The following is a 16,931-nucleotide window of genomic DNA, read 5'->3' on the forward strand; positions in this document are numbered from 1 at the left end:
CCAATCCTAAGCGAGCTTACGCCCGCGTCAGATTAGAACTTGTGGCGCAGACCAACCACAGCACCGAATTGATCCTTGTTCGCCTGAACGTTGGTGGTGGTGGCGGTGTTGAAACCGTTCACGCCCAGGGCCGAGCCCTTGTCGTTCAGGGGGTACGACAGCGAGGTGTACACGTCGGTACGCTTCGACAGCGCGTAGTCGGCCGTGATCACGAACTGCCACGGATCCGCTTCGCTCTTGCGGAAGTCTTGGTAGTAAGCAGCGCCCGACAGCGAGAACGCCGGGGTCAGTTGGTAACCCAGACCCAGCCAGTACAGGTTCGAAGCCGTCGACGTGGTCAGGACACCGTTGTCAACCGTCGTGCCGCCAGGCAGCGCAGCGCCGTCGAAGGCCTTGGCCCAGCGATAGCCGGCATAGACCTTGGCCGGACCGAAGGCGTAGTTGGCGCCAACGGTAGCGCGGCGAGTGCGCTGGCCGCTTTGGTCAACGCCACCAGCCGACACGGTGCCGTGGATTTCGTCATAAGCAGCACCAACTGCGAACGGGCCAGCTGCGTAGCTCACCAGGGCGCCGTATTGTTGGCCGCGGCGGAATGCGCCGGCTTGCTCGTTGCCGTTGTTGTTGAAGCTGTAGAAGGCCGAAGCGGTCAGGCCACCGAACGTGCCGATGTACTTGACGGTGTTGTCAGCGCGCGCAGCGAATTGAGCGTCTTGCGACAGGATGCCGTAGCGCGACGAAATGGCCATCGGGTCGAACTGCAGACCGAAGTCATAGAACGACGTTTGCTGACGGCCCAGCAGCAGCGAGCCGAATTGGCTTTGCAGACCGACGTAGGCTTGACGACCGAACAGACGACCACCTTGAGCCGACGTGCCGTTGTCGAGGTCGAAACCGCTTTCCAGGACGAACACGCCCTTCAGGCCGCCGCCCAGGTCTTCCACGCCACGCAGGCCCCAACGCGAACCGGATTGGTTGCCCGACGACATGCGGAACAGGTTGTCGCCAGCGGCGTTGGCGTTGTTGTTGAACTCGAGGCCGACGTCAGCCACGCCGTACAGGGTTACGCTCGATTGGGCATACGCGCCACCAGCGGCCAGAGCGGCGACGGCAGCAGCAAACAGTTTCATCTTCATATCGACACTTTCCTTGTCAACTGATTGGGAAATCTTGGTTGCCCAAGTACTTGGGCGACGCATTTACATTCACGTCTGCTGCGTATTATGTGCCAGCCCCCCCGGCCGTCAGAAGGCTTTTTCGGCGTAAACCATGCTTACTAGCGGTTTTTGTTGTGGGGGAGCAACAGGAATGGATGGAGAAATCCCCGTTTTGGTGCAGAAACGGGGATTGGCAGGCCTGAAAGGCCTACCTCAGCCTAATTAGTCGGGCTGCGTTTCCCCTGAAGCAGCCGCTTCAGGGGACGGACGGCCGACAAAACGCGCGAGCAGCAGGCCCAGTTCATAAAGCGCCACCAGCGGCACGGCCAGCAGCAGCTGCGACAGCACATCGGGAGGGGTCACGATGGCCGCGATGATGAAGGCCCCCACGATCACATAGGGGCGGATCTGCTTGAGCTTTTCCAATTCCACCACGCCGAAGCGCACCAGCACGATCACCACCACCGGCACCTCGAAGGTGATGCCGAAGGCCAGGAAGGTGGTCATGGCAAAGCTGAGGTATTTGTCGATGTCAGTCGACATCTCCGCTCCCAGCGGGGCGTTGTAGTGCGCCATGAAATGGAACACCGTAGGAAACACCAGAAAATACGCGAACGCCACGCCGCACAGGAACAGGAAATAGCTGCTCGATACGAGCGGCAGGATCAGGCGCTTCTCATGCTGGTACAGGCCGGGCGCGACAAACTGCCAGACCTGGTACAGCACCCACGGCAGCGCGATCAGGAAGGCCACCAGCAAGGTGACTTTCATCGGCACGAAGAACGAGCCGGTGACATCGGTCACGATCATCTTGCCGCCCTTGGGCAGCGACTCCATCAGCGGCGCGGCAAACAGATTGAAAATCACCGGGGCCCAGTAGACCAGGCTGACGAAGACCAGGATGATGCCGGCCACCGCCTTGACCAGGCGTTGGCGCAGTTCGACCAGGTGGGAAATAAAGGTTTCCTGCTGCGACTCGTCTTGCGGGTCTTGGGGATCTGGGGACCGGGTGTCGCTCATGGCGTGAACCGCTCAGCCGCGGGGGCTGGCAAGGTGGATCGATGGGGCCGCAACGCGGCGGCGTGCGAATGCAACCAGGACTGCGGCCACGACGGCAGCGGCCGGAACGACGGCCGGCAAGGTGATGCCGCGGCGCATGTTCACTCGAAGAAGGATCGGGATGGCCGGGTGACCGGCCGGTGGCGCTTGACGCGCGCCGCGCCCGACTGCACCCAGACGCGGACATTGTGCTGGCGCTTGAACCAGAGCGGGCGGGCGCCCTGCTTGACGCGCCAGCTCTTGCGCCCGTTGTGCGCCTTGTGGGCCGCATCCCAGCTTGGCACGAAGCCGCCACCTGCGTCGGCGCTACTGCCGCCGCTGGTTCCCTCGGCACCGCCCAGGGCTTCGTTCAGCGCCTGTGTCTGCTCGTTGACTTCCTTGTGGATGGTGCGCTCGACATCGCGCGCGGCGTCCTCGAATTCCGTGCGCATCTTGCGCAGTTCTTCCAGTTCAACCTCGCGGCTGACTTCGGCCTTGACGTCGTTGATGTAGCGCTGCGCCCGGCCGACCAGCGCGCCCACAGTGCGCGCAACCTTGGGCAGCCGTTCGGGACCGATCACGATCAGTGCCACGGCGCCGATCAGCGCCAGCTTGGAAATGCCAAGATCAATCATGCGGACACATCATGCGGACAACATGCGGAAAAGCGCAGGCGCGGGACGACACGCAGGCAGCGAGGTTTGCGTAGAAGGGATGGCACACCGCCGGATTACTGCTGGCGGGTCTTTTCCTTGGCTTCGACGTCGATGGTGGTGGAGTCGCGCAGTTCCTTGGACTGGGCAGGATCGGCAGCCGCCTTGCCTTCGCCGTCCTTCATGCCATCCTTGAAGCCCTTGACCGCGCCGCCCAGGTCCTGGCCGATATTGCGCAGTTTCTTGGTGCCGAACACGAGCATGACGATCACCAGCACGATCAGCCAGTGCCAAATGCTAAACGAACCCATTTCTTGCTCCTGATGAAGCCGCGGGCGCAATCAGATATGCCCGGACCCGTTGTTCCGTCCCGTTATGGCCGCGCCGGGCGACGGTTGCCGGCGCAGCTTCTGTCCGTGGCGTTGACGCCGCGGACGCTCCCATGCCAAAAGCTGCCGGTCAGGGCAGCGGTCCCTTCCACTCGTGGCGCGGCCCACCCAGCACATGCAGGTGCAGGTGGTAGACCTCCTGGCCGCCGTCCGGGCCGGTATTGATCACCGTCCGGAAACCGTTGGCACAGCCTGCCGCGCGCGCCAGTTCAGGCACCTTCAGCATCATTCTAGCAAGCACAGCCCCTTCGCCGGCGCCGCAATCGGCCAGCGAGTCGACATGCAACCTGGGAATGACCAGCAAGTGTACCGGGGCCTTGGGATGGATATCGTGGAAGGCCACCATGTCATCGTCTTCATAGACCTTGCGCGACGGTAGCTGGCCGGCCACGATCTTGCAGAAGATGCAATTATCCTGAGCGTTCATGAAGATTTCATTGCGACGGCCGCGGCACCCGGTGTCAGCTTCGTGCGCCCGGCCTGCCCGGCATCAGAATTGCTGATCCGGGTACATCGGCTTGCTGTCATTCAGGTACAGCCAGCCCTTGACGATACGATACAGCATCCACAGCGACAGCACGCCCCAGACGGCAAAGGCCAGCGGCATCAGCACGACAGTCGCAAACAGCACCCCGCCCAGCACGCCCCAGACCACCGACCACCAGAACGAGCGGATCTGCCAGGCGAAGTGCGAGGCATACAGCGAGCCGCGCGCGTCGTCGCGCTTGACGTAGTCGATCACGATAGCGATCAGCGCGGTGATGCCGCCGGTCAGCCAGAAGATCGCATACAGGGCATACAGGATGTGCAGCAGCTTGCGCAGGCTGCTCAACTGCTCGCCGCTTGGAGTGGTGACTTGCCCGGTGTAGTCGTTCGCCATCATTGCCCTTGGTTGGAAGCCTGCCTTGCGGGCAGGCGGAAGACCGGCCGGCGCGTGCGCCAGCTAGTCCTTGCGCCGGGCCTTTTCCTCGAGGCCGGACAGCCCCTCGCGCCGCGCGAGCTCGTTGACCACATCCGCCGGGGTCAGGCCGAAGTTGGCCAGCAATACCATGCTGTGGAACCACAGGTCGGCCACTTCGTAGACCACCTTGCCGGCCTCGGCGCCGGTCTGCCCGGCGGCGCGCGCGTCCTTGGCGGCCATCACGGTCTCGGTGGCTTCCTCGCCGATCTTCTTCAGGATGGCGTCGTCGCCCTTGCTGAACAGGCGCGCCACATAGGACTTGTCAGGGTCGCCGCCGTTGGCGGGCTTGCGCGATTCCAGCACCTCGGCCAGACGCGCCAGGACATCATTGCTGCTGAGTTGGGTGTCGCTCATGGCTTGGTGTAGATCTGGGCAGGGTCCTTCAGCACCGGCTCGACCGTCTGCCAGTCGCCGGCTTCCACATCGCCCTCGAACTTCTGGAAGAAGCAGGAATGGCGCCCGGTATGGCAGGCGATATTGTCGATCTGGGTCACCTTGAGCAGGACCACGTCTTCATCGCAGTCCAGGCGGATCTCATGCACCTTCTGCACGTGGCCGGACTCTTCGCCCTTGTGCCACAGGCGCTTGCGCGAGCGCGACCAGAATACGGCCTCGCCCAGCTCCACGGTGCGCTGCAGCGCGTCGCGGTTCATGAACGCGAACATCAGCACGTCGTTCGAGCCGACTTCCTGCACGATCACCGGCACCAGGCCGTTATCGTCCCATTTGACCTTGTTGAGCCACTTCTTTGCCATGATCAGATCCGCACGGGAATGCCCTCGCGGGCCATGAATGCCTTGGCTTCGCCCACGGTGTGTTGCCCGTAGTGGAAGATGCTGGCGGCCAGCACCGCGTCGGCGCGGCCCTGGGTAATACCGTCGGCCAGGTCCTGCAGGCCGCCGACGCCGCCCGAGGCGATCACCGGCACCGGCACTGCGTCGCTGACGGCGCGGGTCAGCTCCAGGTCGAAGCCGCTCTTGGTGCCGTCGCGGTCCATGCTGGTCAGCAGGATCTCGCCGGCGCCGCGCGCGGCCATCTCACGCGCCCACTCGACCGCATCCAGCCCGGTGGCCTTGCGCCCGCCGTGGGTGAAGACTTCCCAGCGCGGCGCTTCGCCCGGGGCGGAACTGCGCTTGGCGTCGATCGCCACCACGATGCACTGCGAGCCGTACTTTGCGGTCGCGTCCGACACCAGCTGCGGATTGGCGATGGCTGACGAGTTGACGCTGATCTTGTCCGCGCCGGCATTGAGCAGGCGCCGCACGTCTTCGACCGTGCGCACGCCACCGCCCACCGTCAGCGGGATAAAGACCTGCGACGCCACATCCTCGATGATGTGCAGCATCAGGTCGCGCCCGTCGCTGGTCGCAGTGATGTCCAGGAATGTGATTTCATCGGCGCCCTGCTCATCGTAACGGCGCGCGATTTCCACGGGATCGCCCGCGTCGCGCAGCTCGACAAAGTTGACGCCCTTGACCACCCGCCCGTTGGTCACGTCCAGGCAGGGGATGATACGTTTGGCTAGCATGAGATTCCTTGTCCGCCGCCAGCTCCAGTCTGGCGGCGGCTGCGCCCGCGGCGCGNGCGTTGCCCTATTGCCCGTCGCGCAGCTTGTCCGCCAGTGCCTGCGCGGCGGCAAAGTTGAGATCCCCGGAGTAGATCGCGCGGCCGCAAATGACGCCTTCGACACCTTCGCCCTCGACCGCGCAGAGGTTGTCGATGTCGGCCAGGTTGGACAGCCCGCCGCTGGCGATCACCGGAATCGACATCGATTGCGCCAGCTTGACGGTGGCATCGATATTGATCCCCTGCAGCATGCCGTCGCGGCCGATATCGGTGTAGATGATGGCCTCGACGCCGTAGTCTTCATACTTGCGTGCCAGGTCCGCCACCTCGTGGCCGGTCAGCTTGCTCCAGCCGTCGGTCGCCACCTTGCCGTCCCTGGCATCCAGGCCGACGATGATATGGCCGCCGAAGGCCGAGCAGGCGTCCTTCAGGAAACCGGGGTTTTTCACCGCGGCGGTGCCGATGATGACGTACGACAGCCCGTCATCCAGCCAGCGTTCGATGGTGTTCAGGTCGCGGATGCCGCCCCCCAGCTGCACCGGGATCTCGTCGCCGACCTCGGCGATGATGGCCTTGATGGCCTCCTCGTTGCGGGGCTTGCCCACGAACGCGCCGTTCAGGTCCACCAGGTGCAGGCGGCGGGCGCCCTGCTCCACCCAGTGCCGTGCCATGGCGGCGGGATCTTCGGAAAAGACGGTGGCCTGGTCCATGTCGCCTTGTTTGAGGCGTACACACTGACCGTCCTTCAGGTCGATGGCCGGAATGAGCAACATATGCGTGACGAGCGTGGTTGAGTGATAGAGATTGAGCGAGACCGGCGCTGCCGGTCAGGTCGGGTCGATAGTCGATCGGAAACAGGTCGGGTGACGGGTCGAGTTAGCGGTCGATGATCGGTAAAAAAACGAATCGGGTCAGGGATTCCAGTGGACGAAGTTCCGGTACAGCTGCAGGCCCAGGGCCGCGCTCTTCTCGGGGTGGAACTGCGTCGCGAAAATATTATCGCGCGCTACCGCGCTGGTAAATACGACTCCGTATTCCGTTTCACCGGCAACATGGGCCGGGTCCTGCGCCTGCACATAGTAACTGTGGACGAAATAGAACCAGCTGTCGTCCGGGATGCCGTCCCACAGCGGGTGCGGCCTGGCCTGGCGCACCCGGTTCCAGCCCATCTGCGGCACCTTGTAGCGCGAGCCGTCGGGCTGCGTCATGCCATCCAGCGCAAAGCGCACCACCTGGCCGGGCATCAGGCCCAGCGCCGGCGTGCGGTCCGCGCCGGCCCGGCTTTCGGTGCTGAACTCGAACAGCATCTGCTCGCCCACGCACACACCCAGCATCGGCTTGCTGGCGGCGGCCTGCACCACCGCCTCCTGCAGCCCGGACGCGCCCAACGCCGACATGCAGTCGGGCATCGCGCCCTGGCCGGGCAGCACCACGCGGTCGGCCGAGCGGATGCCTTCGGGGGCATCCACCACGCGCACATCCGCTTCCGGCGCCGCGGCACGCAGCGCCTGCGCCACCGAGCGCAGGTTGCCCATGCCGTAATCCACAATTGCTATGGTAGTCATGATTTCAAAACAGGCAACAATGTCTTCAGCCCGTCCACAATGAATTCCACGGCCAGCGCCGACAGGATCAGCCCCATCAGGCGCGTGCCGATATTGATGCCGGTGCGGCCGATGACCCGGGCGATCGGGTCGGCCGCGCGAAACACCAGGTACACCACCGCACCGATCACCACGCCCAGGCCGACCAGGATCAGCAACTGGTACCAGTGCTGGGTCTTGCCGGCATAGACGATCACCGTGCTGATCGAGCCCGGCCCGGTCAGCAGCGGCAGCGCCAGCGGCACCACCGCGATGCTGGACTTTACCTCGGCCTCGTCCTCTTCTTCCGGCGTGGCCTTGGTGCGGCTGGTCTGCGCGTTCAGCATGTTCATGGCCATCATGATCATGATGAGCCCGCCACCCACCTGCAGCGACGCCACCGAGATATTGAAGAACTCGATGATCTGCTGCCCCAGCAAGGCCGACACCGCCACCACGATCGCCACCGAAACCGATGCGATCTTGATGGTACGCAGCTTTTCCGCTTCCGTCTGCAGGCTGGTCAGGCTGATGAAGAACGGGATCGCCCCGATCGGGTTGATCAGCGCCAGCAGCGAAATAAACGACTTGAGCGTATCCATCGGTTGCGGGTCGCCAGCATCGCTGGCCAGGTTCAGGCTTGGAAGGTCAGCGGGCGCCGCAACCAGCCGGCACGCCTACCGTGGTGGAAAGGTCAGAGCGTACCCTTGGTCGACGGGATCGTGTTGGCCGCGCGCGGGTCCAGCTCCACCGCCATGCGCAGTGCCCGGCCAAAGGCTTTGAACACGGTTTCGCACTGATGGTGGGCATTGATGCCGCGCAGGTTGTCGATATGCAGGGTCACGCCCGCATGGTTGACGAAGCCGCGGAAGAACTCGATGGTCAGGTCCACGTCGAAGCTGCCCACGCGCGCACGCGTGAACGGCACGTGGAATTCCAGGCCGGGGCGGCCGGAAAAGTCGATCACCACGCGCGACAGGCATTCGTCCAACGGCACATAGCTGTGGCCGTAGCGGGTGATGCCTTTCTTGTCGCCGATGGCCCTGGCAACCGCCTGGCCGAGCGTGATGCCCACGTCTTCCACCGTGTGGTGGTCGTCGATATGCGTGTCGCCGGTGGCTTCGACCTCCAGGTCGAACATGCCATGCCGGGCGATCTGGTCCAGCATGTGGTCAAGGAACGGCACGCCGGACGCCAGTTTCTGGCGGCCGCTGCCGTCGAGATTCAGGGAAACGCGAATTTGCGTTTCCGAAGTATTGCGGGTGACCTCTGCAACACGCATGGTGTTAATCCTGCAGCGACGCTGCGAATGCCTCAAGGAACTGCGCGTTTTCTTCGGGGGTGCTGACCGTGACGCGCAGACAATTGGCCAGCAACGGGTGCATTTTACTCACGTTCTTGATTAACACCTTGCGCGCCAGCAGCCGGTCGAACGTCTGTGCGGCATCCGGCACGCGCGCGAGCAGGAAGTTGGCGGCGCTGGGGAACACCGTGACCCCGGCCTGCGCGGCAATGCCGTCGGCCACGCGGGCGCGTTCGGCGCGCAGTTGCGCGGCCTGCTCGTCCAGCACCGACACATGTTCCAGCGCGAACAGCGCGGCGGCCTCGGTCAGCACGTTGACGTTGTAGGGCGGGCGCACCTTGTCCAGCTGCGACAGCCATTCCGGCGCGCCGGCCAGGTAGCCCAGGCGGATGCCGGCCAGGCCCAGCTTGGACACGGTGCGCATCACCAGCAGGTTGCCGAACTCCGTCAGGCGCGGCATCCAGCTGTGCTGCGCGAACGGCTGGTAGGCCTCGTCCACCACCACCAGGCTGTTGCAGACCTCGCCCTGGGCGGCGCGGACGATGGCCTCCATGTCGGCGGCATCGAACAGGTTGCCGGTGGGGTTGTTCGGGTAGGCCAGGTAGATGATGGCGGGCTGCTGCTCGGCCATCGCGGCCAGCATGGCGGCTCGGTCCAGCGTGAAGTCGGCGCGCAGCGGCACGCCCACGAACTGCAGGCCGGCAAACTGCGCCGACATCGCGTACATGACAAAGCCCGGCACCGGCGCCATCACCTTCGCACCGGGCCTGGCCGCGGCCAGCGCCAGCATGCTGATGATCTCGTCCGAGCCGTTGCCCAGCAGCACGTCCATGCCGGCGGGCACCTGCATCACGGCCTTCAGCTTGGCTCGCAGCGCCTCGCTGCTGGGCACGGGGTAGCGGTTCAGCGCGACTTCTCCCAGCCGCGCGGCCAGTTCCTGGCGCAGCGCGGGCGGCAGCCGGTACGGGTTCTCCATGGCGTCGAGCTTGACCAGACCGTGCGAGTCCGGCACGTGGTAGGCGCCCATGGCGCGCACGTCGTCACGGATGATGCGTTCGATCAGGGAGGGCTCTACGGCTGACATGGAAACTCCAGTTTGGGCTTGCTTGGGTTCAGTGGATCAACTGCGTTTGGTGAAACGATATTCCGCGCTGCGGGCGTGGGCCTGCAGGCCTTCGCCATAGGCCAGCTCGGCGGCGATCTGGCCGAGCATCTGCGCCCCGCCCTCGCTCACTTCGATCAGGCTCGAACGCTTCTGGAAGTCATAGACGCCCAGCGGCGAAGAGAAGCGCGCGGTGCGCGAGGTCGGCAGCACGTGGTTCGGGCCCGCGCAGTAATCGCCGAGCGACTCGCTGGTATAGGGACCCAGGAAGATGGCGCCGGCGTGGCGGATCTTCTCGCTCCACTGGCGCGGGTTCTCGGCGGAGATCTCCAGGTGCTCGGGTGCGATCGCGTTGGCGATCTCGCAGGCCTCTTCCATGTCGCGCACCTTGATCAGCGCGCCACGGCCGGAGATCGACGCGGCAATCACCTCGCGCCGCGGCATGGTGCCGAGCTGGCGCTGGATGCTGGCTTCGACGCGGGCGATATAGCCGGCGTCCGGGCACAGCAGGATCGACTGCGCGAGTTCGTCGTGCTCGGCCTGCGAGAACAGGTCCATCGCGACCCAGTCGGGGTCGGTGGTGCCGTCGCAGATCACCAAGATCTCGGACGGGCCGGCAATCATGTCGATGCCGACGGTGCCGAACACGCGCCGCTTGGCCGCGGCCACATAGGCATTGCCCGGGCCGACGATCTTGTCGACCTGCGGCAGCGTCGCCGTGCCGTAGGCCAGCGCGCCAATCGCCTGGGCGCCGCCGATGGTGAACACGCGGTCCACGCCGGCGATCTGCGCGGCGGCCAGCACCAGCTCATTGCGCACGCCGCCCGGCGTGGGCACGACCATGATGATTTCCTTCACGCCCGCCACGCGCGCCGGGATCGCGTTCATCAGCACCGACGACGGATACGCGGCCTTGCCGCCCGGCACGTAGATGCCGACGCGGTCCAGCGGCGTCACCTTCTGGCCCAGCATGGTGCCGTCGGCCTCGGTGTATTCCCAGCTGTGGCTGCCGCATTCGATCTTCTGCTTCTCGTGGTAGGCGCGCACGCGCGCGGCGGCGGCCTCCAGCGCGGCGCGGCGCTTGGGTTCGAGGTCTTCGAGCGCGGCTTCGAGCTGCTGCTGCGACACCTCCAGCGCGCCCATCGACGACGCTTCCACGCGGTCGAAGCGCTTGGTGTATTCCAGCACCGCGGCATCCCCGCGCGCCTTCACGTCAGCCAGGATCTGCGCCGCGGCGCGATCGATGGCCTCGTCCTCGCCAGCCTCGAAGGCCAGCACCTGGCGCAGCGCCTCGGCAAAGCCAGGCTTGCTGGAATCGAGCCGGCGGATCGGCAGGTTTTCCATTTCGGTTGCGTTCATGACTACTTTCCTCTCAGTCGGCGCGGGCCTGGTGTGGCCTTACGCCAGCGCCGCCGAAGCTCGTTCGAATGCGTCGAGAATCGGCGCCAGCCGCTCGCGCTTGAGTTTGAGCGCGGCCTGGTTCACCACCAGCCGCGACGAGATCTGCACGATCTCTTCGACTTCGACCAGGTTGTTGGCGCGCAGCGTGCTGCCAGTGCTGACCAGGTCGACGATGGCGTCGGACAGGCCCACCAGCGGGCCCAGTTCCATCGAACCGTACAGCTTGATCAGGTCGACGTGAACGCCCTTTTTCGCAAAATGCTCGCGCGCGGTCTGCACGTACTTGGTGGCCACGGCCAGGCGCGCGCCCTGGCGCACCGCGTTGGCGTAGTCAAACCCGGCCGGCACCGCCACCGACATGCGGCAGCGCGCGATGTTCAGGTCGATCGGCGCGTACAGGCCGGCCATGCCGCTTTCCATCAGCACGTCCTTGCCGGCCACGCCGAAATCGGCGGCGCCATACTGGACGTAGGTCGGCACGTCCGAGGCGCGCACGATCACCACGCGCACGGCCGGGTCGGAGGTCGGCAGGATCAGCTTGCGCGAGGTCTCGGGGTCCTCGGTGACGCGGATCCCGGCGGCTTCCAGCAGCGGCAGCGTCTCGGTGAAGATGCGACCCTTGGACAGCGCCAGCGTCAGCTGGTTGGGCGATGCGTTGAAAGTGGGGCTCATCGGACTTCCTCAGGCAATGCGGTGGATCTTCGCGCCCACTGCCGACAGCTTGTCTTCCATGCGGTCGTAGCCGCGGTCCAGGTGGTAGATGCGCTCGATCACGGTCTCGCCATCGGCCACCAGGCCGGCGATCACCAGGCTGGCCGAGGCGCGCAGGTCGGTCGCCATCACGTTGGCGCCCGACAGGCGCGGCACGCCGTTGACCACCGCCGTATTGCCTTCGACCGCGATGTCCGCGCCCAGGCGGTTCAGTTCCTGCACGTGCATGAAGCGGTTTTCGAAGATGGTCTCGGTCACGCGCGCGGTGCCTTCGGCCACGGCATTGAGCGCCATGAACTGCGCCTGCATGTCGGTCGGGAAGGCCGGATATTCCGAGGTGCGGAAACTCACGGCCTTTGCGCGTTGCGGCATGGCCAGGCGGATCCAGTCGGCGCCGGTCTCGAGCTTTGCGCCGGCTTCGCGCAGCTTGTCGAGCACGGTGTCGAGGATGTCCGGCTGCACGCCGCGCAGCACCAGGTCGCCCAGCGTCGCGGCGGCGGCGCACAGGAAGGTGCCGGCCTCGATGCGGTCGGCGATCACGCTGTGGCTGGCGCCATGCAGGCGCTCAACGCCCTGCACTACCAGGCGGTCGGTGCCGATGCCTTCGATCTTCGCGCCCATCTTGACCAGCAGGTTGGCCAGGTCGGTCACCTCGGGCTCGCGCGCGGCGTTTTCCAGCACGGTCTCGCCTTCGGCCAGCGTGGCGGCCATCAGCAGGTTCTCGGTGCCGGTCACGGTGATCATGTCGGTGACCACGCGCGCGCCCTTCAGGCGCTTGGCGCGGGCATGGATAAAGCCGTGTTCGATGCTGATCTCGGCGCCCATCGCCTGCAGGCCCTTGATGTGCTGGTCGACCGGGCGCGCGCCGATGCCGCAGCCGCCGGGCAGCGACACGCGGGCCTCGCCGAAGCGGGCCACCAGCGGGCCCAGCACCAGGATCGAGGCGCGCATGGTCTTGACCAGCTCATACGGGGCCTCGAGCACGTTGACGTCGGCGCCGTTCAGGGTCACGCGGGCGCCATCCAGCTCGGCCTGCATGCCCATCTGGCGCAGCAGCTTGAGGGTGGTGCGCACGTCCTGCAGGTTCGGCACGTTGTCCAGCGAGACGGTATCCGCCGTCAGCAGGCCCGCGCACAGGATCGGCAGGGCGGCGTTCTTGGCGCCCGACACGCGGATTTCGCCCTTCAGCGGGCCATTGCCGTGGATCTGGAATTTGTCCATGTTCTGTCGTCTGGAGCCGGGCACGCGCCCGGCGTCATGGTTCTGGGGCCGCGCGGGTGGCGCGGCGCATATTGGCGGGCTTACTTGCCGTCGCCCGCCTGCCACTCGGCAGGCGTCAGCGTCTTCATCGACAGCGCGTGGATCTCGGCACGCATGCGGTCGCCCAGCGCGGCATAGACGCGCTGGTGGCGCTGGATCAGCCGCTTGCCTTCAAATTCGGCGCTGACGATGGTGGCAAAGAAGTGCTGGCCATCGCCCTCGACTTGCAGATGTTCGCAGGGCAGTCCTTGGGCAATGTAATCCCTGACTTGTTCCGGTGTAGGCAGCATGGGGTTCTCTTCAGCGTGATTCAGTATGGCCGGCCACAGTTCAGTGGCGCAGCTTGTATCCGGACTTCAGCAAGCGCAGCGCCAGCGCGGCCAGCACCACGAACGCCGATCCGACCACTGCCAGGCTGAACAGCGGCGACACGTCCGAGACGCCGAAGAAGCCATAGCGGAAGCCGTCGATCATGTAGAAGAACGGATTGGCATGGGACACCGCCTGCCAGAAGGCGGGCAGCGAATGGATCGAATAGAACACGCCGGACAGGAAGGTCGCCGGCATGATCAGGAAGTTCTGGAACGCGGCCAGCTGGTCGAATTTCTCGGCCCAGATGCCGGCGATCAGGCCCAGCGTGCCGAGGATGCCCGCACCCAGCAGTGCAAAGGCGAGGATCCAGCCCACATAGGCGAAATGCAGGTTGGCAAACCACGCCGTCACCAGCAGCACGCCCAGGCCCACGGTCAGCCCGCGGATCACCGAGGCCACCACATAGGCGCCGAACATCTCCCAGTGCGACAAGGGCGGCAGCAGCACGAACACCAGGTTGCCGGTGATCTTGGACTGGATCAGCGATGACGAGCTGTTGGCAAACGCGTTCTGCAGCACGCTCATCATCACCAGGCCGGGCACCAGGAAGGCGGTGTAGCTGATCTGGTCATAGACCTTGACCCGGTCTTCCAGCACATGGCCAAAGATCAGCAGGTACAGCACCGCGGTCAGCACCGGCGCGGCGACGGTCTGGAAGCTCACCTTCCAGAAACGCAGCACTTCCTTGTACAGCAGGGTGCGGAAACCCACCAGGCCGCCCACGGCCATCGGCCCAAGGCCGGTGTCGTCCAGGACCTCGATATCGCCAGGCTGCTTCATGCCGCGGCCTCCATCGCCGGATCGGGCAGCGCACCGGGCATATGCCCCTCGCGGCGCATGATCTGCACAAATACGTCCTCGAGGTCGGCCTTGTTGATTTCCATGTCTTCAATGTCACAGCCCGCTTCGCGGCAGGCGGCCAGGATCGGCTCCACTGCCTGGTAGCCCGACAACCGCAGGCGCACCGCGCGCTCGCCGGGGTTGTCCGGCATGCGCAGCGGCTCCAGCGCCGGCGGCAGACTGCCGCGCGCAAAGGTCAGCACCAGCTGCAGGCCGGCAAACTGCGTCAGCAGGTTGCTGGTGCGGTCCAGCGTCACCACTTCGCCGAACTTGAGCATGGCGATGCGGTCGCACAGGGCCTCGGCTTCTTCCAGGTAGTGCGTGGTCAGGATGATGGTGTGCCCTTCCCGGTTCAGGCGCGAGATGAATTTCCACAGCGTCTGGCGCAGTTCCACGTCCACACCGGCGGTGGGCTCGTCCAGCACGATCACCGGCGGGCGGTGCACCAGCGCCTGCGCCACCAGCACGCGCCGCTTCATGCCGCCAGAGAGCTGGCGCATATTGGCGTCGGCTTTCCCGGTCAGGTCCAGGTTGGCCATGATCTCGTCGATCCAGTCGTCGTTGCGGGTCAGGCCAAAGTAGCCCGACTGCAGCCGCAGCGTCTCGCGCACCGTGAAGAACGGATCGAACACCAGCTCCTGCGGCACCACGCCCAGCATACGCCGGGCCATCCGGTAGTCGGCGACGACATCGTGACCAAGCACACTGACGCGGCCGGAATCGGCGCGGTTCAGGCCGGCGAGGATCGAGATCAGCGTGGTCTTGCCGGCGCCGTTCGGCCCGAGCAGGCCGAAGAATTCGCCGCGTTCGACGGTGAAGCTGACGCCCTTGAGCGCCTGCAGGTTGCGGTAGCGCTTGCGAACGTCGTGGATTTCAATGGCTTTCATGGCCGATTGTTTGTGGCGGATTCGGCATTTTCGGGGCCGGCCGCCGGGAATTGGGGAGCAACTGCGTGCCCGGACTTCCTGGCCCGGCGTGGCATGAACCGGTAACAGGCGGGGGGATGGGCGAACAACCCGGAATTATAGGGGATGCGGGGAGGGTCCCGCTTGATCCGCCCCCAGGGGCTCGGCGACCGCGCAGGGCCGTCGCCGCGGCATCGCGGGCGGCCGCCGTGCTGGCGACCGGCGATGCCGGATCAATGTCGGTGGTGGTGCCCCTGCGGTGCGGCCGCGGGGGCCAGGCCCAGCAGGCCGTCCACGCCGTACAGGCTGGCCAGCTGCGACAGCTGCGGCAGAACGCCGAGCAGCGACAGCGCCTGGTTGCGCGCGGCGGCGGCGCGGTTCCATGCAAGCAGCACGGCGACCGCGGAGGAATCCACCTGCGCCAGGCCGGTGCAGTCGACCTGCACCTCGCCCTGCGCCAGGCGCGCCAGCCCGTCACGCAGCACGGCGGCGGCGTTCTGGTTGGTCAGCGAGGTACCTAGCGAGAGCATGGGATGCGTGGACTGGGGATCGGTAGCTTGAATACGGTGGCAAAAAACGACGACTCCCGCACGTCGGGCGGGAGTCTGTGCCGCGAACGGCCATTGTAGAGCAGATCGGTGCGCCGTGCTGCATTGCAGCGGCGCACCGTTGGGCACGCGCCTCAGCTCTTGGCGCTGGCCAGCTGGCGGTTGCGGTCCTGCAGCGTCTTGATCACGCCCTCGACGCCCTGCTGGCCAACGATGGTGTTGAAGCTGCCCTTGTAGGCTTCGGTCAGCCAGGCGCCCAGCACGTTGATGTCATAGACCTTCCAGCCCTGGGCGGTCTTTTCCAGTCGGTAGTCCATCTGGATCGGCTCGCCCTTGTTGACGACCTGGGTGCGGATGGTGGCATCGGTATCGTCAGCCGTGCCGCGGTACGGGCGGTACTGCACGGTCTGGTCGCGGATCTGGGCGATGGCGCCGGCATAGGTGCGGATCAGCAGGGTCTTGAACTCCTCGGTGATCTGCTTCTGCTGCTCGGGCGTGGCCTTGGACCAGTTGCGGCCCATGGCGATCTGCGTGGTCTTCTGGAAGTTGGCGTTGGGGATGATCTTCTGCTCGACCAGCGCGGTGATCTTGGCGATATTGCCGGCCTGCATGTCCTTGTCGGCCTTGACAGTCGTCATCACGTCGTTGACCACGGCCTTTACCAGCCCGTCCGGGGTGGCCGCGTCCTGGGCCGCCACCTGGGCGTGCGCCGTGCCTGCGAAGGCAACTACCGTAAGGAAGGGGACCAACAGTCGCTTTATCATGGATTTTCCTTCTTTATCAAAGACGTTTTTCGCCGAGGGCGAACTGGCCGCGCGCCATGGCTGGCGCGCGGCCTTGCGGTGATTGGAACATAAGCGCGGAGCGGTGGTTGCCCCCGCAAGCGCCTCTTCCGCTACTTATAAACAAATTGTTTCAGCCCTCACAGAGCATTCACAGCCTGGCGCGGGCCCTGGAGCCGCCCGCGCCACGCAGGGTCAGCGGATACGGACACCCGGCACGATCCGCTGCATCGGATCCATGGGCGGTATCGGCAGGCTCTGGCTCTCAGGCTGCAGGTCGCCCGACGGCGTCTGCGCAGGCTGCGCCGGGGTGGCGGCCGGGGCCGAGGCGTCGGCCGGCGGCGCGGCGGGCGCCGGGGGTGC

Annotated in this window: 22 protein-coding genes; all 22 read right to left on the bottom strand. The window is 65.5% G+C overall.

What is annotated here, in order from left to right; translation table 11 throughout:
- Positions 1-32: 32 nt before the first annotated feature.
- The 22 genes from CF68_RS29590 to CF68_RS29695 all read right to left on the bottom strand — a co-directional run bounded on the left by CF68_RS29590 (position 33) and on the right by CF68_RS29695 (position 16,550).
- Positions 33-1,133: a porin gene (locus tag CF68_RS29590; RefSeq protein WP_035826011.1), complete on the bottom strand. Its 1,101-nt coding sequence runs from the start codon at positions 1,131-1,133 to the stop codon at positions 33-35.
- Positions 1,134-1,376: 243 nt separating this feature from the next.
- Complete coding sequence (gene tatC, locus CF68_RS29595) at positions 1,377-2,174, bottom strand: twin-arginine translocase subunit TatC (RefSeq protein ID WP_035826013.1); 798 nt, start codon at positions 2,172-2,174, stop codon at positions 1,377-1,379.
- Positions 2,175-2,314: 140 nt separating this feature from the next.
- A complete protein-coding gene (gene tatB, locus CF68_RS29600; protein WP_035826014.1) occupies positions 2,315-2,827 on the bottom strand; it encodes a Sec-independent protein translocase protein TatB in 513 nt (170 codons plus the stop codon).
- A 95-nt stretch (positions 2,828-2,922) separates the two neighbouring features.
- A complete protein-coding gene (gene tatA, locus CF68_RS29605; RefSeq protein ID WP_010812321.1) occupies positions 2,923-3,156 on the bottom strand; it encodes a Sec-independent protein translocase subunit TatA in 234 nt (77 codons plus the stop codon).
- A 148-nt stretch (positions 3,157-3,304) separates the two neighbouring features.
- Positions 3,305-3,661, bottom strand: a complete 357-nt coding sequence (locus tag CF68_RS29610; RefSeq protein WP_035826016.1) for a histidine triad nucleotide-binding protein — start codon at positions 3,659-3,661, stop codon at positions 3,305-3,307.
- Positions 3,662-3,724: 63 nt separating this feature from the next.
- Positions 3,725-4,117: a membrane protein gene (locus CF68_RS29615; RefSeq protein ID WP_010812323.1), complete on the bottom strand. Its 393-nt coding sequence runs from the start codon at positions 4,115-4,117 to the stop codon at positions 3,725-3,727.
- 60 nt (positions 4,118-4,177) lie between these two features.
- Positions 4,178-4,549 carry a phosphoribosyl-ATP diphosphatase gene (locus CF68_RS29620; RefSeq protein ID WP_018313910.1) on the bottom strand — a complete coding sequence of 124 codons (372 nt, stop codon included), beginning with the start codon at positions 4,547-4,549 and terminating at the stop codon, positions 4,178-4,180.
- Positions 4,546-4,950 carry a phosphoribosyl-AMP cyclohydrolase gene (hisI, locus tag CF68_RS29625; RefSeq protein ID WP_010812325.1) on the bottom strand — a complete coding sequence of 135 codons (405 nt, stop codon included), beginning with the start codon at positions 4,948-4,950 and terminating at the stop codon, positions 4,546-4,548. The genes CF68_RS29620 and hisI overlap by 4 nt, the downstream gene beginning before the upstream one ends.
- A 2-nt stretch (positions 4,951-4,952) precedes the next feature.
- Positions 4,953-5,723, bottom strand: a complete 771-nt coding sequence (gene hisF, locus CF68_RS29630) for an imidazole glycerol phosphate synthase subunit HisF (RefSeq protein ID WP_013958201.1) — start codon at positions 5,721-5,723, stop codon at positions 4,953-4,955.
- A gap of 64 nt (positions 5,724-5,787) precedes the next feature.
- Positions 5,788-6,534 (bottom strand): 1-(5-phosphoribosyl)-5-[(5-phosphoribosylamino)methylideneamino]imidazole-4-carboxamide isomerase, encoded by a 747-nt coding sequence (hisA, locus tag CF68_RS29635; RefSeq protein ID WP_010812327.1) that lies wholly within the window; start codon positions 6,532-6,534, stop codon positions 5,788-5,790.
- A gap of 138 nt (positions 6,535-6,672) precedes the next feature.
- Positions 6,673-7,326, bottom strand: a complete 654-nt coding sequence (gene hisH / locus CF68_RS29640) for an imidazole glycerol phosphate synthase subunit HisH (RefSeq protein WP_035813874.1) — start codon at positions 7,324-7,326, stop codon at positions 6,673-6,675.
- The gene (locus tag CF68_RS29645) at positions 7,323-7,946 is read right to left on the bottom strand and encodes a YchE family NAAT transporter (RefSeq protein ID WP_010812329.1); all 624 of its coding nucleotides are present in this window, start codon (positions 7,944-7,946) and stop codon (positions 7,323-7,325) included. The genes hisH and CF68_RS29645 overlap by 4 nt, the downstream gene beginning before the upstream one ends.
- Positions 7,947-8,038: 92 nt before the next feature.
- The gene (gene hisB / locus CF68_RS29650) at positions 8,039-8,626 is read right to left on the bottom strand and encodes an imidazoleglycerol-phosphate dehydratase HisB (protein WP_010812330.1); all 588 of its coding nucleotides are present in this window, start codon (positions 8,624-8,626) and stop codon (positions 8,039-8,041) included.
- A gap of 4 nt (positions 8,627-8,630) precedes the next feature.
- A complete protein-coding gene (gene hisC, locus CF68_RS29655) occupies positions 8,631-9,731 on the bottom strand; it encodes a histidinol-phosphate transaminase (protein WP_035826018.1) in 1,101 nt (366 codons plus the stop codon).
- A gap of 36 nt (positions 9,732-9,767) precedes the next feature.
- Positions 9,768-11,108: a histidinol dehydrogenase gene (gene hisD, locus CF68_RS29660; RefSeq protein ID WP_035826019.1), complete on the bottom strand. Its 1,341-nt coding sequence runs from the start codon at positions 11,106-11,108 to the stop codon at positions 9,768-9,770.
- Positions 11,109-11,147: 39 nt separating this feature from the next.
- Positions 11,148-11,822: an ATP phosphoribosyltransferase gene (gene hisG / locus CF68_RS29665; RefSeq protein ID WP_010812333.1), complete on the bottom strand. Its 675-nt coding sequence runs from the start codon at positions 11,820-11,822 to the stop codon at positions 11,148-11,150.
- Between the two features lie 9 nt (positions 11,823-11,831).
- Positions 11,832-13,082, bottom strand: coding sequence for a UDP-N-acetylglucosamine 1-carboxyvinyltransferase (gene murA, locus CF68_RS29670; protein WP_035826020.1), 1,251 nt, complete (start codon positions 13,080-13,082; stop codon positions 11,832-11,834).
- An 80-nt stretch (positions 13,083-13,162) separates the two neighbouring features.
- A complete protein-coding gene (locus CF68_RS29675; protein WP_018313917.1) occupies positions 13,163-13,411 on the bottom strand; it encodes a BolA family protein in 249 nt (82 codons plus the stop codon).
- A gap of 40 nt (positions 13,412-13,451) precedes the next feature.
- Entirely contained in the window at positions 13,452-14,273 is an 822-nt protein-coding gene (locus CF68_RS29680) for an ABC transporter permease (RefSeq protein WP_035826021.1), read from the bottom strand.
- Complete coding sequence (locus CF68_RS29685) at positions 14,270-15,220, bottom strand: ABC transporter ATP-binding protein (RefSeq protein WP_035826023.1); 951 nt, start codon at positions 15,218-15,220, stop codon at positions 14,270-14,272. Before CF68_RS29685 ends, CF68_RS29680 begins: the two co-directional genes overlap by 4 nt.
- Positions 15,221-15,471: 251 nt before the next feature.
- Complete coding sequence (locus CF68_RS29690) at positions 15,472-15,768, bottom strand: lipid asymmetry maintenance protein MlaB (protein WP_035826026.1); 297 nt, start codon at positions 15,766-15,768, stop codon at positions 15,472-15,474.
- A 152-nt stretch (positions 15,769-15,920) separates the two neighbouring features.
- Positions 15,921-16,550: a phospholipid-binding protein MlaC gene (locus CF68_RS29695; protein ID WP_035826028.1), complete on the bottom strand. Its 630-nt coding sequence runs from the start codon at positions 16,548-16,550 to the stop codon at positions 15,921-15,923.
- Between the last annotated feature and the right edge of the window lie 381 nt (positions 16,551-16,931).

The organism is Cupriavidus sp. SK-4, assembly GCF_000611125.1.
Classification (GTDB): Bacteria; Pseudomonadota; Gammaproteobacteria; order Burkholderiales; family Burkholderiaceae; genus Cupriavidus; species Cupriavidus necator.